This window comes from Ruminococcus sp. OA3 (assembly GCF_022440845.1).
In the GTDB taxonomy this organism is placed as follows: Bacteria; Bacillota; Clostridia; order Lachnospirales; family Lachnospiraceae; genus Ruminococcus_G.
This window is the reverse complement of sequence record NZ_JAKNTO010000001.1, coordinates 3,248,454-3,263,932: the sequence shown is the minus strand read 5'-3', so window position 1 is coordinate 3,263,932 and position 15,479 is coordinate 3,248,454. Positions and strand designations below refer to the sequence as shown.

The 15,479-nt window shown below is 46.7% G+C and carries 16 protein-coding genes; 13 read left to right on the top strand and 3 right to left on the bottom strand.

Annotated features, from left to right (window positions below; all coding sequences use genetic code 11):
* Positions 1 to 44: 44 nt before the first annotated feature.
* A complete protein-coding gene (locus tag MCG98_RS14790; RefSeq protein WP_240302673.1) occupies positions 45 to 413 on the bottom strand; it encodes a DUF1292 domain-containing protein in 369 nt (122 codons plus the stop codon).
* A 429-nt stretch (positions 414 to 842) separates the two neighbouring features.
* Between MCG98_RS14790 and MCG98_RS14785 the strand changes: the two genes are divergently transcribed.
* The 8 genes from MCG98_RS14785 (at position 843) to MCG98_RS14750 (ending at position 9,951) form a co-directional block, all read left to right on the top strand.
* Positions 843 to 1,907, top strand: a complete 1,065-nt coding sequence (locus tag MCG98_RS14785; RefSeq protein WP_240302672.1) for a branched-chain amino acid aminotransferase — start codon at positions 843 to 845, stop codon at positions 1,905 to 1,907.
* Positions 1,908 to 2,020: 113 nt separating this feature from the next.
* Positions 2,021 to 3,484, top strand: coding sequence for an aminotransferase class I/II-fold pyridoxal phosphate-dependent enzyme (locus MCG98_RS14780; protein ID WP_240302671.1), 1,464 nt, complete (start codon positions 2,021 to 2,023; stop codon positions 3,482 to 3,484).
* A 127-nt stretch (positions 3,485 to 3,611) separates the two neighbouring features.
* Positions 3,612 to 4,370, top strand: a complete 759-nt coding sequence (locus tag MCG98_RS14775) for an exodeoxyribonuclease III (RefSeq protein ID WP_345891729.1) — start codon at positions 3,612 to 3,614, stop codon at positions 4,368 to 4,370.
* Positions 4,371 to 4,397: 27 nt separating this feature from the next.
* The gene (locus MCG98_RS14770) at positions 4,398 to 6,275 is read left to right on the top strand and encodes an alpha-amylase family glycosyl hydrolase (protein WP_240302669.1); all 1,878 of its coding nucleotides are present in this window, start codon (positions 4,398 to 4,400) and stop codon (positions 6,273 to 6,275) included.
* A gap of 17 nt (positions 6,276 to 6,292) precedes the next feature.
* Positions 6,293 to 6,832 (top strand): DUF5662 family protein, encoded by a 540-nt coding sequence (locus MCG98_RS14765; protein WP_240302668.1) that lies wholly within the window; start codon positions 6,293 to 6,295, stop codon positions 6,830 to 6,832.
* Between the two features lie 2 nt (positions 6,833 to 6,834).
* Positions 6,835 to 8,001: an aminotransferase class I/II-fold pyridoxal phosphate-dependent enzyme gene (locus MCG98_RS14760; RefSeq protein WP_240302667.1), complete on the top strand. Its 1,167-nt coding sequence runs from the start codon at positions 6,835 to 6,837 to the stop codon at positions 7,999 to 8,001.
* A 206-nt stretch (positions 8,002 to 8,207) separates the two neighbouring features.
* Positions 8,208 to 9,245 (top strand): 1-phosphofructokinase, encoded by a 1,038-nt coding sequence (pfkB, locus tag MCG98_RS14755; protein WP_240302666.1) that lies wholly within the window; start codon positions 8,208 to 8,210, stop codon positions 9,243 to 9,245.
* On the top strand, positions 9,202 to 9,951 hold the full coding sequence (locus MCG98_RS14750; RefSeq protein WP_240302665.1) for a DeoR/GlpR family DNA-binding transcription regulator: 750 nt from the start codon (positions 9,202 to 9,204) through the stop codon (positions 9,949 to 9,951). The genes pfkB and MCG98_RS14750 overlap by 44 nt, the downstream gene beginning before the upstream one ends.
* A gap of 5 nt (positions 9,952 to 9,956) precedes the next feature.
* Here the strand turns inward: MCG98_RS14750 and MCG98_RS14745 are convergent, their stop codons facing one another.
* Positions 9,957 to 10,712 (bottom strand): TIGR03915 family putative DNA repair protein, encoded by a 756-nt coding sequence (locus MCG98_RS14745; RefSeq protein ID WP_240302664.1) that lies wholly within the window; start codon positions 10,710 to 10,712, stop codon positions 9,957 to 9,959.
* Positions 10,709 to 12,163: a putative DNA modification/repair radical SAM protein gene (locus tag MCG98_RS14740; RefSeq protein WP_240302663.1), complete on the bottom strand. Its 1,455-nt coding sequence runs from the start codon at positions 12,161 to 12,163 to the stop codon at positions 10,709 to 10,711. The genes MCG98_RS14745 and MCG98_RS14740 overlap by 4 nt, the downstream gene beginning before the upstream one ends.
* 220 nt (positions 12,164 to 12,383) lie before the next feature.
* On the opposite strand from MCG98_RS14740, the gene MCG98_RS14735 reads away from it, so the two are divergent.
* Genes MCG98_RS14735 through MCG98_RS14715 form a run of 5 tightly spaced genes read left to right on the top strand, consistent with a single transcriptional unit; the run spans position 12,384 to position 15,426 of the window.
* Positions 12,384 to 12,812 (top strand): molybdenum cofactor biosynthesis protein MoaE, encoded by a 429-nt coding sequence (locus tag MCG98_RS14735; protein WP_240302662.1) that lies wholly within the window; start codon positions 12,384 to 12,386, stop codon positions 12,810 to 12,812.
* Between the two features lie 35 nt (positions 12,813 to 12,847).
* Positions 12,848 to 13,327 carry an acyl-CoA thioesterase gene (locus tag MCG98_RS14730; protein WP_345891670.1) on the top strand — a complete coding sequence of 160 codons (480 nt, stop codon included), beginning with the start codon at positions 12,848 to 12,850 and terminating at the stop codon, positions 13,325 to 13,327.
* A 5-nt stretch (positions 13,328 to 13,332) separates the two neighbouring features.
* Positions 13,333 to 14,202, top strand: a complete 870-nt coding sequence (locus tag MCG98_RS14725; protein ID WP_240302661.1) for a patatin family protein — start codon at positions 13,333 to 13,335, stop codon at positions 14,200 to 14,202.
* Positions 14,199 to 15,077 (top strand): hypothetical protein, encoded by an 879-nt coding sequence (locus MCG98_RS14720; RefSeq protein WP_240302660.1) that lies wholly within the window; start codon positions 14,199 to 14,201, stop codon positions 15,075 to 15,077. Before MCG98_RS14725 ends, MCG98_RS14720 begins: the two co-directional genes overlap by 4 nt.
* Positions 15,067 to 15,426 (top strand): hypothetical protein, encoded by a 360-nt coding sequence (locus MCG98_RS14715; protein ID WP_240302659.1) that lies wholly within the window; start codon positions 15,067 to 15,069, stop codon positions 15,424 to 15,426. The genes MCG98_RS14720 and MCG98_RS14715 overlap by 11 nt, the downstream gene beginning before the upstream one ends.
* Positions 15,427 to 15,479 lie beyond the last annotated feature (53 nt).

Genomic DNA, 15,479 nt, shown 5'->3' with positions numbered 1-15,479 from the left:
TGCTGAAAGTTCGGGCATGCGGTCTGTCGTCTGTTAAACTCAGATTATAATTCTTCGCCGTCTACGATTTCATCGTATTCTGCCTTGTCGAGCAGTTCATCGAATGCATCGGCAGCAGCTTCGTATTCATCATCATCCATGATGTTGTCGAGCATTGGCTGACCGTTTTCATCTTCAGTGAAGCGATAAAGAAAAACTTCACCGTCGGTGTTTTGACCATTTTCATCAAGCGGAAGCAGCGCAATATACTCCTTGTCCTCAACTTTGTATGTGGTCAGAACAGCGCATTCTATCGTGCTGTCATCATCCAGTGTCAGGGTGACAGTTGTATCGCCCGGCTGGATTGAAGAATCACAATCAGAACCGCAGCAGTCACAATTTCCGCTGCAGACATCGTCGTTTTGATTTCCCATGGATTATACCTCTTTCCTGTGTTTTTATAAGACTACTTTACCAGATAGCCGCCATAAAAGCAAATAATATTTGTAACTGTTCGGGACGGCGGAAGAAGATAAGCTGTCCTGAATAGATATTAATATTTCAGTAATAGATATTGACGGATGGGAAACACAGTTTTATACTATATGAAGTAAATGATGTTGGGGTCAAAAGGTCTTTTGCCCCCAATTGATGCCTACGGCTTGCTCCGCACTTCGTGCTCCCGCAATCCTGTAAACATTCGGAATCCGCTGATTTACTGCGTAAATCGCTTCTTCCTCATGTTTAGCGGGTCCCAAGATCAAATGCCTTATCATGCAAGCATGAACGGTATTTGACCTTTTGACCCTGGCATCAGTAAATAAATGGGATACAGACTTTACCATCCCGGGGAGGACAGTACAATGGATATCAAATTTGAGAAACGTGAAAAGTTAAAGGAGAAACCGGATCAGACGAAACTTGGTTTTGGAAAATATATGACAGATTATATGTTTGTCATGGACTGGGACAGAGAAAATGAATGGCATGATGCCAGGATCGTACCGCATGGGCCAATGCTTCTGGACCCTGCGTGCGTGGCCCTGCACTATGCACAGGAGACATTTGAGGGAATGAAGGCATACCGCACAAAGAACGGAAAAATTCAGCTGTTCCGCCCGGAGATGAATGCCAGGCGTATGATCAATTCTAATGCAAGACTGTGTATGCCGGCGTTTCCGGAAGACATGTTTGTGGAGGCAGTGGAAGAACTGGTATGTGTGGAACGTGACTGGGTTCCGTCAGAGCCGGAGACATCACTGTATATTCGTCCGTTTATGTTTGCCACGGAGTCTTCTCTGGGAGTTCACATGGCAAACTCCTATAAATTTGTTATTATCTGTACACCAGTAGGTGCATATTATGCGGAAGGTGTGAATCCGGTGCGTATTCTGGTGGAAGATGAACTTGTGCGTGCTGTAAAAGGCGGAACCGGCTTTACAAAATGCGGTGGGAATTATGCAGCATCTATTCTCGGACAGGTGAAGGCCGAAGAACAGGGATGTGCACAGGTGCTGTGGCTTGACGGTGTGGAAAGAAAGTATGTGGAAGAAGTCGGAACGATGAATATCATGTTCAAGATCAATGGAGAGATCTATACAGCACCGATCGAAGGAACGGTCCTTCCCGGCGTTACGAGAGATTCCATCCTTCATATCCTGAAAGACTGGGGATATAAAGTAAATGAAACAAAACTTTCTGTTGAGGACCTGATGAAGGCCGGACATGAAGGTACCCTGGAAGAGGCATTCGGAACAGGAACAGCAGCAGTCATATCTCCGGTTGGGGAGTTCGTCTATAAAGATGATAAAGTTACAGTCAATGATTTTAAGACAGGTGACCTGACACAGAAACTGTATGATTATCTGACGGGGATTCAGTGGGGCGACGAAGAAGACCGGTATAACTGGACAGTGGAAGTCTGCTGACAGCGTCAGGGCTAAAATAGAAGAATAATAAGGCAGGGAGACACATGGAACGTGCGGTGTCTCCTTTTCTTATGATATTTGTCCGGAGCTGTCATGGCAGAAAGGAACAGATTATGAAAAAAGAATACAACAGAAAACAGGACAGAACCCCGCTTGTGGACGCGCTGAAGCAGTATCAGGAGGACAGGCCTGCATATTTTTGCATCCCGGGTCACCGCTTCGAGCGCGGAGTGAGCAGACGGTGGCTGTCTGAGGAAGAATGTGGTTTTTTGCGGTATGATCTGACAGAGGCGACTGGTCTTGACGACCTGCATCAGCCGTCAGGGGTGATCCTGGAGTCGCAGGAACTCATGGCTGACCTCTATGGTGCCAAAAAAAGTTATTTTCTGATCAATGGTTCGACCTGTGGAAATGAAGCCATGATTCTCGCTGTCCTCCGGGAAGGGGAAAAAATCCTGCTTCCCCGGAATGTTCACAAATCTGTACTGGAAGGCATCATTTTATCAGGGGCAAAGCCTGTGTATATGATGCCGGAATGGATCGGCGAGGAGGGCATCTATGGAGGAGTCCTGCAGCAGACGGTAGAGGAGAAATTAATGGAGCATCCCGATTGTAAAGCTGTGTTTCTGGTGAGCCCGAATTATTATGGCCTGACAAGTAATTTAAAACAAATAGCGGACATATGTCATGAAAACGGAACCCTTCTCCTGGTTGACGAGGCACATGGGGGGCATCTGTATTTTTCTGATAAACTGCCGGATGGAGCGTTAACCCAGGGGGCAGACATGTGTGTTCAGAGCTTCCATAAAGTAACAGGAGCGCTGACACAGAGTTCTGTACTGCATATCGGCACAGGCAGGGTGGACGAACGACGTGTGGAACGTGCCTTGAAACTGGTCCAGAGCACAAGCCCTTCTTATCTGCTGATGGCGTCCCTCGATGCGGCGCGTTATGAACTGGCATCGCAGGGCGAGGATATGATGGAAAAGTCCCTGGCTCTGAGTGATGAGTTAAAGGAAGGAATCAGACAGATCCCCGGTATGTTCTGCATGAACAATGGAATTACCGGAAAATACGGAGTACAGGGGATAGACGGCACACGTGTCGTTATACGCTGCGGGCACAGCAGCGGTTATGAGCTGAAACGCAGGCTTATGGAGGAACACAGGATAGAACTGGAGCTGGCCGATGAAAAAAATGTACTGGCGATCATTACCCATGCAAATACACGGGAAGATATCCGGCGCTTTCTTGCGGCGCTTACGGATATTGCAGAACAACCGCTGGAGTATACAGGCCGGGAAACTGATCCGACCGGTTTGCCTGAAACAGAGATGGTGCTGACACCAAGAGAAGCCTATTTTTCGGTTGTGAGAGAGGTGCCCTGGGAGATGGCCAGAGGGAAAATTGCCGGAGAATTGATCGCACCGTATCCGCCGGGTATCCCCCTGGTATATCCGGGAGAGCGTCTGAGCGACGAAATATGGAATGCGGTGGAGATGTATCGGAGATGGGGATGCCATTTTCATGGACCATCCGATGATTCGCTTTCAATGTTTGAAATAATTGAAAAATAATTCTAAGTGATGAGGTTTTTGTGGTATACTATACCTAATTATCGATGTTGGGGTCAAAGGCAATTTGATTCCATGATACCCACAGATTGCTCCCGCAATCATATAGACAACATGGAAAATGGAGGTCATCATGAAACTGATTTCTTGGAATGTAAACGGACTTAGAGCATGTGTGAATAAAGGTTTTCTTGATATTTTTGCACAGCTCGACGGCGATATCTTCTGTATACAGGAAAGCAAACTGCAGGAAGGGCAGATTGAACTGGATCTTCCGGGTTATTATCAATATTGGAATTATGCAAAGAAAAAAGGTTACTCCGGGACGGCAGTGTTTACGAAAGAGGAACCATTGTCGGTTACTTATGGAATCGGGACAGAAGAACATGATCAGGAAGGGCGTGTCATAACGCTGGAATATGAGAAATACTACCTGGTCACTGTCTATACACCGAATTCGCAGAGTGAATTAGCGCGGCTTCCCTATCGGATGGAATGGGAGGACGCTTTTTTGAAATATCTTTCAGAACTCAAAGGAAAGAAACCGGTCATCTTTTGCGGTGATTTAAATGTTGCGCATCGGGAGATTGATTTGAAGAATCCTAAGACAAACAGAAAGAATGCCGGTTTTACTGATGAGGAGAGAGAAAAATTCTCGAAACTTCTGCAACATGGATTCATTGATACGTTTCGTTATTTTTATCCTGAGAAGGAACAGGTGTATTCCTGGTGGTCCTACCGATTTAAAGCCAGAGAGAAGAACGCCGGATGGCGGATTGATTACTTCTGCGTATCCGAGGATCTGGAACAGTACCTGAGAGATGCAAAGATTCACACGGACATTATGGGCTCTGATCATTGTCCGGTAGAACTGGATATTGAAATGTAAAGAATGTACAGAAAGGCGGAGAATGAATTGACAAGAGCAGCGGAGGTAAAGAGGTTTGAGGTACAGAAGGGATTGCCGCAGTTAACAGGCGCGCAGCAGCATAATGGCGGATATAATTTTACAATCGCCGTAGATGACTGTGAAGAGGCCAGTCTCCTGCTGTATCCCAAAGGAAGTGAGGAAATCTGGAAGGAGATACCGCTGACTGAGGAATTTCGTACAGGAGGTATAGCTGCTGTCTGGATAGAACATTTAGATGCGGGCGATATTGAATACAATTATAAAATAGACGGAAACATCATAACGGATCCGTGTGCAAAGGCAGTAACCGGGCGGGATGTGTTTGGGAATAAATTGTCAGATGGACAAAGGCACAGTGTCAGAGGAATTTTGTCAGACAAAAGGCCCTCTGAAATACCAGGGGTCTTTATACCGTATCCGGAGATGATCCTGTATAAGCTGCATGTACGGGGATTTACCGCACAGCGAAGTTCCCGCTCTGCAAGCAAAGGGACTTTTCAGGGACTTGCAGAGAAAATACCCTATCTGAAGGGATTGGGGGTTACCTCGGTAGAACTGATGCCGGCGTATGATTTCAATGAGAACCGGGAAACCAGGGAAACAGTTACCTCTGAAAATGGCGCTTCTGCTGCTAAGACGCCGACGGCGGACATAAATTACTGGGGATATACGGAGGGGTACTATTTCACGCCAAAAGCTGCTTTTTGCACAGACAGGGATTGTATCAGTGAGTTCCAGCATTGCGTCGATGAATTTCACAGGGCCGGAATGGAATGTCTGATGGAGTTCTATTTTTCACAGAAAACGAATCCCTTAATGGTAGTGGAAATACTCCGGTACTGGAAGCTTTTTTACCATATCGACGGATTTCACCTGGTGGGTGATCATATTCCGATCGAGATTATTGCGCAGGATGATCTGCTGAAGCATACAAAGATCTTGTATCAGGGATTTGCAGCCGACAGTATTTATTCTGGAAAGCTGCCGAAATACCGTAACCTGGCTGAATGTAATTCGGAATTTATGATCAGTGCACGCTGCTTTCTGAAAGGTGACGAGAACCAGGTTACACGTTATATCTGCAATAACAGGCGAAATCCTGTCACACATGGCGTCATCAATTATATGGCATATCAGGATGGATTTACACTTGCGGATATGGTCACTTATAATGAAAAACACAATGAAGAGAACGGCGAAGAAAACCGGGACGGCAGCACATATAACTTCAGCTGGAACTGCGGTGTGGAAGGCCCCACGCGAAAATTGAACGTGGTTGAATTAAGAAGAAGGCAGATGAAAAATGCCGTGCTTCTGCTGCTGACGAGTCAGGGAACACCGATGATCTATGCCGGCGATGAGCGGTGTAACTCACAGGAAGGAAACAACAATGCCTACTGTCAGGATAATCCGATTGGCTGGGTTGACTGGGGAAGAAATAAACGCTGTGAGGAGATGTGGTCGTTTGTAAAAGAAGCCATCGCATTCCGCAAAAGCCATCCGATCCTCCATATGGATCGGGAGCCGCGGGATACCGACTATCTTTCGCTTGGATTTCCGGAAGTTTCTTATCACAGCAGCAGAGCCTGGTTTTCAGAGATGGAACCGCAGAGCAGGAGTATCGGAATTCTTTACTGTGGGGAATATGCAAAGGACAGGGAAGGAAATCCGGACAGTTTTATCTACATCGCATGCAATATGCACTGGAATCCGTATACTTTCGCACTGCCGCATCTGCCGGAACATAAAAAATGGTATCTGGCAGTCGACACGGCTGACAAGAAAAGAGAAGGCTTCTGCCATGATAAAGTGGAGATAGAACCGGACGAGGAAAAAGGATTTGTTGTATCACCGCGGACAATTGTTATATTATTGGGAAAATAGAATAAGGATGTCGTAGTATGTATATCTGGAAGCATTTTAAAACGATCACAAAGCATAAGCTGCTGGTCATGAGATACTGTTTTCGCATCGGTCTTTATAAACAGGGGCTTCTTCATGACCTGTCAAAATACTCCTGGCCAGAATTCAAGGTGGGATGCCGCTATTATCAGGGGAACAGAAGCCCCAATAATGCCGAGCGGGAAGCGCTTGGAGTGTCAACTTCCTGGATGCACCACAAAGGCCGCAATAAACACCACTATGAGTACTGGGTGGATTACGGTGTAGACTGTGATACGGTGATCACAGGCATGCAGATGCCGCGCAGATACGTAGCGGAAATGATCATGGACCGTATCAGTGCGTGCAAGACGTATGCCGGAGACTCTTATACCGACAAGGCTCCGCTCAATTACTATATCAGGAGCAGGAAGCGGCTCTGGTTTGTGCACAGTGAGACGAAAAAACAGATGGAATTTCTGCTGAGGATGCTGGCGGAAAAAGGGGAGAGAAAAACCCTCCACTATATAAAATACAGATTTTTGAAAGAGGAGAGATGAACATGCAGTTCTCAGAGCGAATGCAGTTGTTTGGGGAGAGCATCTTCACCACACTGGCGAAGATGAAAGAGGAAAAAGAAAGCAGGGGAGAAACGGTTATTGATCTGAGTATCGGTACGCCGAATATACCTCCCGCCTCCCATATCATAGATGCGCTGGTGGAAGCGGCGAAGGACGAGAAGAATTATGTGTATGCGATCAAAGACCTCGCTGAGCTGCACAGGGCGGTTGCAAAGTGGTATCAGAACAGATATCAGGTGAAGCTGAATCCAGAGACAGAGATCGTATCGCTTCTGGGGTCCCAGGAAGGGCTGGCACATATCAGTCTTTCTGTCGTGGATCCGGGAGACACCGTGCTCGTCCAGGATCCCTGTTATCCTATTTTTGGGGATGGTCCAAGGATCGCCGGAGCGAAACTTGCATATATGCCGCTGAGGAAGGAATGTGATTATCTTATCGATTTTGAAAACATTGAGGAGGAAACAGCCAGAGAGGCAAAGCTGATGGTTGTGTCATATCCGAATAATCCGACCGCGGCTGTGGCACCGGATTATTTTTATGAAAAACTGATTGCATTTGCCCGAAAGTATGACATTATTGTATTGCATGACAACGCATACAGCGAGCTGATCTTCGACGATAATGTGCAGGGAAAAAGCTTTTTATCTTATCCGGGTGCAAAAGAGGTGGGGGTGGAATTCAATTCCCTTTCCAAAACATATGGACTGGCAGGAGCTCGTATTGGTTTCTGTATTGGAAACGAACAGATCGTAAAACAGCTGACAAGGCTAAAATCCAATATGGACTACGGTATGTTTCTGCCTGTACAAAAAGCTGCGATAGCGGCGATACTGGGTGATCAACAGTGTGTTAAAACTACGAGAGAAGCATATAAAAGGCGAAGGGATCTTTTGTGTGACGGATTCTCATCGATCGGGTGGAAGATGCAGAGAAGCCCGGCAACTATGTTTGTCTGGGCGCAGATACCCGGAAACTTTGCGTCTTCTCTTGATTTTGTCAGGACCTTACTGGAAGAGGCGGGCGTAATGGTCACGCCGGGAAGTGCTTTTGGACCATCTGGGGAAGGATTTGTAAGGATTGCCCTTGTTCAGGAGGAGGAGATGATAAAACAGGCTGTTCAGAGAGTCAGAGAGAGTAAAATACTGTGACTTGAATGCAGGCTGGTATAAAATAAGAATCATATAACCAGAATATGGGCGGTCTGCGGGAGAAATCCTGCGGACCGCTTTGCTGCTGCCATGTGAATTGGCTGCGGTGTCTGGGAGGATGGAAGTGACTGATTATGATTGACAGTGACTGAAAAAGAAATTATGATAGGGTGAGAAGAAAAGTTTATGCTGAAAGGGGGAAAGGAATGATTTATACGTTAACCTGCAATCCATCACTGGATTATATTGTTACAGCGAAAAACTTTACGATCGGTGGGATGAACCGGACAGAAAATGAACGTATCCTTCCCGGGGGAAAAGGAATCAATGTGTCTATCGTGTTAAAAAATCTCGGTATCCCGAGCACGATACTCGGCTTTACCGCGGGGTTTACCGGGGAAGAAATAAGAAAAAGAGTCAGAGAGGCGGGATGCGCAGAAGAATTAATATCTGTCAGCCAGGGATGGTCCCGCATTAACGTGAAACTTCGTTCCAGCAGTGAAAGTGAAATCAACGGACAGGGCCCCCCGATCAGCAGTGATGCTGTTGCGGCACTTTTGAAGAGACTCGAAATGCTGGAAGAAGGGGATGTGCTGGTGCTGGCAGGAAGCATTCCCAATTCAATGCCGCATACGATCTACCGGGACATAACCAGAAGGATGTCTGAGAAAAATGTCATGGTGATCGTAGATGCCGCGAAAGACCTTCTTGTCAGTGTACTGCAATATCAACCGTTTTTAATTAAACCAAATCATCATGAGCTGTCCGAGATTTTCCGTGAAGACCTGCAGGGTCCGAAAGATATTGTAAGGTGCGCCAGAAAGCTTCAAAAGTACGGGGCGAGAAATGTGCTGGTCTCCATGGCCGAAGCCGGAGCGATTCTGGTTTCTGAGACAGAGGGGGTATTCATAGGCTCTGCACCCAGGGGAAAGGTAGTGAATTCTGTGGGAGCAGGTGACTCCATGGTTGCGGGGTTTCTGGCAGGCTACTTTTCGGATGGCAGCTACCGAAAATCACTGGAAATGGGAATTGCTGCGGGAAGTGCCAGCGCATTTTCAGAAGAGCTGGCGTCCAGGGAAGAGATAGAAGCACTGCTTTGCGGGATAAAAGCCTCCGGCGGATTGTGGAGTCGCACAGATGCATTATGTGCGACCCGAAGCAGGTACGCTGGAGCGTATTTGAAGAATGAGGAGAAAAGATATGCTGATCGAAGACAGAATGGAAGAGATCGTACGGGTGGTTGAAGAGCGCGGGAGTATTCAGGTCCAGGAACTGATCGAACTGCTCAATACATCAGAATCTACAATACGCCGGGATCTGACGGTACTGGATAAAAGAGGACTGCTGACAAAAGTGCATGGAGGTGCAATCGCCATTCGCAACAGCGGGATCCATACGGATTCCTTTGTTGAAATCCGTGAAGATATCAACCGGGATGAGAAGGGACTGATCGCCAGGTATGCTGCGGCTCTGGTCAAGGCAAACGATCTGGTCTATCTGGATTCCGGAACGACGACCGGGCAGATCATCGATTATCTGGTGCCCAATAATGCGGTATTTGTGACAAATGCCGTGATGCATGCGAGAAAACTTGCTGCTAAAGGATTTCATGTCTATCTGCCGGGAGGGGAATTCAAGTCAGTGACTGAGGCGATCGTCGGGGAGGAGGCACTGGAAAGTCTTCAGAAGTACAATTTTACCATAGGTTTTCTGGGAACAAACGGTGCAGATATTGAGGCGGGGTACACGACACCGGGACTCAGGGAGGCAAAGGTAAAGGAATATGCCATGAAACAGTGCAGGGAGTGTTACGTACTGTGTGACAGTTCCAAGATTGCGAAGATATCTCCGGTAAGATTTGCGGCATTTGAGGATGCAACGATCATTACGACTCTGGTAAAAGAAGAGCCGTATAAGTCGTGCAGGAATATCATTCAGGTATCCTCCTGACAATTTTATGTCATAAATTCCGTCATATGCTTCCGGTACCAGAGCGGCATCATATTGCGCTGGCATCGCTTGTTCTCTCTGGGAGTGATAGAGACTGCCTGAAAAAAAGAAGTCCAGAGTTCACTGTATTCATCCCTGATCTCTGTACGGCTCAGTGTTAAAAATTCTTCCGGGGTAAGCAGCGTCATATAGTAAGAACTGTCGGCGGGATGGATCACGGCGCTTTTTCTGGTATCATCGATGATCATCCAGTTCTCTGAAGGCATGCGGTCAGAAAAATTCTCTGCCAGAATGGGAAGGACATTGCATTTCGGTTCGATATGACTGACCAGAGTACTGCCTTGTATACTGGAAAAACGGATGAATTCACGAAACAGATGCGCTTCATTTAAAACCTTGCGTTCGACAGCGAACAGACTGGCGACGGCAGGTTCCTGCAGGCGTCCCGTAACAGAGGGACCATAGTGAAATCCAAGCAGTAAAAAGCGGTAGATGCAGTCCAGCTTATCCTCTTTAAATGACAGACTGGAACGGTAGACCATTTTGAAAACTTCATACGATATTTTACATTGAATGGACCGGATAACTTTTCTGGTCTTTTCTTCATCTGCTTCAATATGATGGTAACTGCAGAAAAGCGCAGTTTCATAGAGGGGTTCTGTCATCAGACGGACATTCCGGTGGCCAAGTCCGCTTCCCCATGCTTCATAAATGCAGGTCATCATTGAGCTGAAATCATCAGCACATGTAAAAACAGTCATCGTATACCCTCCACAGTCTGCGGATATGACAGATTCATATCTTCAAACAGTGACATCTGCCGGTAAACGGGAGGATGTGCCAGCTCCCAGTTTGCTTTCTGGTCCATTCCCGTCAGCTGCCGAGTGATAAATTTTTCTTCGATCGGTATCCGGTACATCATTTTACCGCCGCAGGTAATGAAGTACTGAGCACGTTTCAACACCACCCCTGTCTTTTTCAGATGAGAGAAATCCAGGTTCCCGTACCTGCGGGCATTGACAATACGCATGGCCGACTTGTTGCCGATTCCGGGGATTCGGAGCAGGGTTTCAAAAGAGGCAGTGTTGACTTCTATCGGGAAGTGTTCCAGATGACGAAGCGCCCACTCACATTTGGGATCCAGCAGTGGATTGAAATTGGGGCGTTCCGGGCTCAATAGCTCCTCCGCGTGAAAGCCGTAAAAACGAAGAAGCCAGTCAGCCTGATAGAGGCGGTGTTCCCGCAGAAGGGGAACGGCGGTGTCAGGAGGAGGCAGAAGGCTGTCCTCATTGACCGGAATATAGGCAGAGTAAAAGACACGTTTCAGGTCAAAACGCTGGTAAAGGTTCTGAGAAGTCAGCAGAAGCTGATAGTCATTCTCCGGACTGGCCCCTATGATCATCTGGGTACTCTGACCGGCGGGGATGAAAGCAGAATTTTCTTCTTCCCCTTTTTTCATAAAAACGGAAGGGGCATTGCCGGGATCAAAATCCCGCCTGGCTTCCAGCTGTTTCTGACCGAAGATGCTTCCGTTTAAATACCGGTTGGCGCGGTGCCTTTCCATAGATGCCGATTTGCCGATGGCAAGCCGTGATGCAGCGATACCCTGTGCCATTTCTTTCATGGGATGAAAGATGCTCTGAAATGTCTTGTGGGGAGCAAGTGTGTGCAGGCTTTCCTCCGTGGGCAGTTCCATGTTGATGCTCATGCGGTCAGCCAGAAAGCCTGCCTGTGTCAAAAGCTGCGTTGGGGCAGACGGGATGGCTTTGACATGAATATATCCGTTGAAACGGTAAGTTTCACGGAGCAGAAGCAGGGTTTCATAAATTCGTTCCATGGTGTATTCGGGGCTTTTGCAGACTCCGGAACTCAAAAACAGGCCTTCAATATAGTTGCGGCGATAAAACTCCATGGTCAGCTGACAGACTTCCTCCGGGGTAAAGGTAGCCCTCGGGCGGTCGTTGGAACGGCGGTTAACGCAGTATTTGCAGTCGTAGACGCATTCATTGCTGTACAAAATTTTTAAAAGAGAGATGCACCGCCCATCACCTGCAAAACTGTGACAGATCCCGGAAGCAAAAGAATTGCCGAGATATCCTGCTTTTCCCCGCCGGTCCGAACCGCTGGATGTACAGGCTACATCATATTTCGCGGCATCTGCCAGAATATTCAGTTTTTCCTGCAAAGAAAAAGAATGTGTAACTGTTAGCATACAACCTCCATAACAATAAGAACATACGTTTGTTTTAACTGATTGTAACACAACGGAGACAGATAATCAAGAACAAATGTTCTGGATTTGTTTTTATTGCAAATAGTATCAGAAAAATATATACTGGATACAGTGATATCAAATATAGGATATGTTCTTAAAAAAGCTTTCCATAAAGCATGATATGAATCAAACAGGATGTTGACAAGGAGGATTTTCAATGGAAAACATTAGTAAATTTATGATAGAAAGCGGTAATGGGGGCAACGCACCTTCTGTTGATGCATGGCTGAAAGAGGCAAAAACAGACAGGAGTGCTTCCGACTGCGGTATGTACCTGATTCATAACGGTGTTGTGCGTCAGACAGCCAGGGCAAAAGTCCGTCTGGGTGAGGAGACGGCTAAGCCAGTTACAGGCCTGCTGTTTTCCTATGATGAAGAGAAGGCGGCTGCTGCGGTAGAGGAAACGTATCAGATGCCGGGTATCTATTATATACGTGTGTGGCTCAACCGCGGGGAGCTGTCTGTGGGAGATGACATCATGCAGGTACTCATCGGCGGAGATATCCGTCCCCACGTCGTGGACGCTCTGCAGGCGCTGGTGGGACAGATAAAGACAAAGTGTGTTGCCGAGACAGAACTGTTTTAGCTGCCTGCATTTCACTCATAAGGAGCAGATAAAAAGTGGAAAGAGAAACAATGAAGCGAGTGTCCGATTCTAAAATAGAGGTCATTTATCAGGTAAGACCAGAACATCTCAACGGAGCCGGGAGACTCTTTGGGGGAAGATTGATGGAGTGGATTGATGAGATTGCCGGTCTGGTGGCAATACGTCATGCACAGTCTAATGTTATCACGGCTTCTGTCGACAATCTTAAATTTCTCCGGGGTGCATTCCAGGGAGATCTGGTCGTACTGATCGGAAGAATGAGCTATGTCGGCAACACCTCTATGGAAATACGTGTTGATACGTATGTGGAAAGTCTGGATGGAGTCAGACGTCTGATCAATATCGCCCATCTGGTTCAGGTGGCCGTGGATGAAAATGGCCGTCCCAGAAAGGTTCCGGGACTCATTGTCGAGACAGAGGCCGAAAAAGCGGAATGGGAAGCCGGAGTGAAGAGAAAAGAGATGCGTAAACTGCGGAAAGAAGAAGGGTTTTAAAAGATATGAAATTAGGATTGATTCTGGAAGGAGGGGCAAGCCGCACCTGTTTTTCAAACGGCGTGATGGATGTCCTGATGGATGAGAATATACGGGCGGATTATATTATAGGGGCCTCGGCGGGAATCGCCAACGGCGCATCCTATGCTTCCTGGCAGAGAGGCAGAGCCCATGAAATCAGCAGGAAATATATGGTGGACCCGCGCTATATGGGTGCGCGTTATCTTTTTCAGAAAGATAACAGAAGCTTTTATAATATCAAATTTGTTTTTGATGAAGTGCCAAATCATTTAGTACCGTATGATTATGAGGCGCTGAGTGATTATCCCGGCGAATTGGTTGCCTGTGTGACCAGGCTGAAAACGGGTCAGGCGGAATATCTTAAGGTTACGGCAGAGGATCCCACGTGGAAAGTTCTTCAGGCCAGCTGTGCGCTGCCGATACTGTTTCAACCGGTAAAAATTGACGGCAAATACTACATGGATGGAGGAATTGCAGATTCCATTCCGATTGATCAGGCGGTACGCTCGGGATGTGATAAAAATATTGTAGTGCTGACAAGAGAGCGCTCTTACTTAAAAGAGGGGAGCAGAACCACGCGTCTGGCTGCCAGAATCTACAGGAAATATCCGCAGTTTGCGGAAGCGCTTCTGACGAGGGCGGAGCGGTATAATGCAAACAGACGGAGAGTATTTGAACTGGAGAAAGAAGGAAAGGTTTTTATAATTGAGCCTCAGAATGTCGGCGGGTTTAAACGGACCGAGTCCAGTCCTGATAAGCTGGAGGCACTTTATCAGCAGGGGATTGACTGTGCGGAGGCAAGGATGGAGCTGCTGCGCGCATACCTCGAGGCACCGCAGGGAGGAGATGCATGAAAAAGTACTTTCAGCTGCTGAGTATGGCCATGAGAATGGAGGTGAAAGAACATAAGAGTTCTTTCATCGTGTACGCTGTTCTTCGCATTCTGGTCGTGCTTAGTATGATCCGGCAGTTTTTTAACGGAAATTATGAAAATGTATTTCTTTGTGTGCTGACATTGCTGCTCCTGATAGTGCCAAGTTTTATTCAGGTGAAATTCAGGATCGAACTGCCGACTGCACTGGAGATCATTATTCTGTTGTTTATTTTTGCAGCTGAAATACTGGGAGAGATACAGGAATTTTATATCATCATACCATTCTGGGATACTCTGCTACATACTCTGAACGGCTTCCTGGCTGCAGCCATTGGATTTTCGCTGGTGGTTCTGTTAAATGATAATCAAAAACTGGTATTCACCATGTCACCGATTTTTATTGCTGTCGTTGCATTCTGCTTTTCCATGACCATCGGCGTGATCTGGGAATTTTTTGAATGCGCTATGGATTTATTTTTTCACCTGGATATGCAGAAAGACACTGTACTGCATACGATCAGCAGCGTGATGCTGGATCCTGCGGGAGGAAATAAACCATACGTGATAAAGGGAATTCAGAGTACAGTGGTCAATGGACAGGATCTTGGGCTCGGGGGATATCTGGATATCGGTCTTCTGGATACCATGAAGGATCTGTTCGTCAACTTTATCGGTGCCGCAGTTTTTTCACTGATCGGGTTTTTTTATGTAAAAAACAGGGGAACAGGAAGTATTCTGAAAAAGCTTATACCGAGTAAAAAGACCAGGGAGCAGGACTATATGGAAGCAGCAAGAGAAGATTACGAAAAACAGGAAGAAGAAAAGGAAAACAGGAGACAGGAACATGATCGATAAAATTATAAATGTGGCAATTGCCGTTGTCTGTCTGATCGCGGCAGGACAATGTGGGAAATATTCAGCTTCAGCATTTATGAAAAAAGGAAAAATACCGCTGAATGTGTATTCACTCGTGAAAGACGGACAGAAAAAAGATCTTTCAAAGATGAGCGATGAGGAGAGAAAACGCTCTTACAGGACCGCCGCGTATGTTTTTCTGGGCTTTTCTCTGGCCTTGCTGCTGCTGTTTGTTGGATTCATTATGGAAATGTTTCAGAAAAGCGGAGAATCGCTGTTTCTGGCGGCCATTGTAATTGAAGCAATAGAAATGATTCTGATCTTCGTGCTGATACGGAAGCAACAATAAAAGTGTGCCCGGGCAACTAGTAAAAATGCCTGAAAATTTCAGGAAACGGAAAA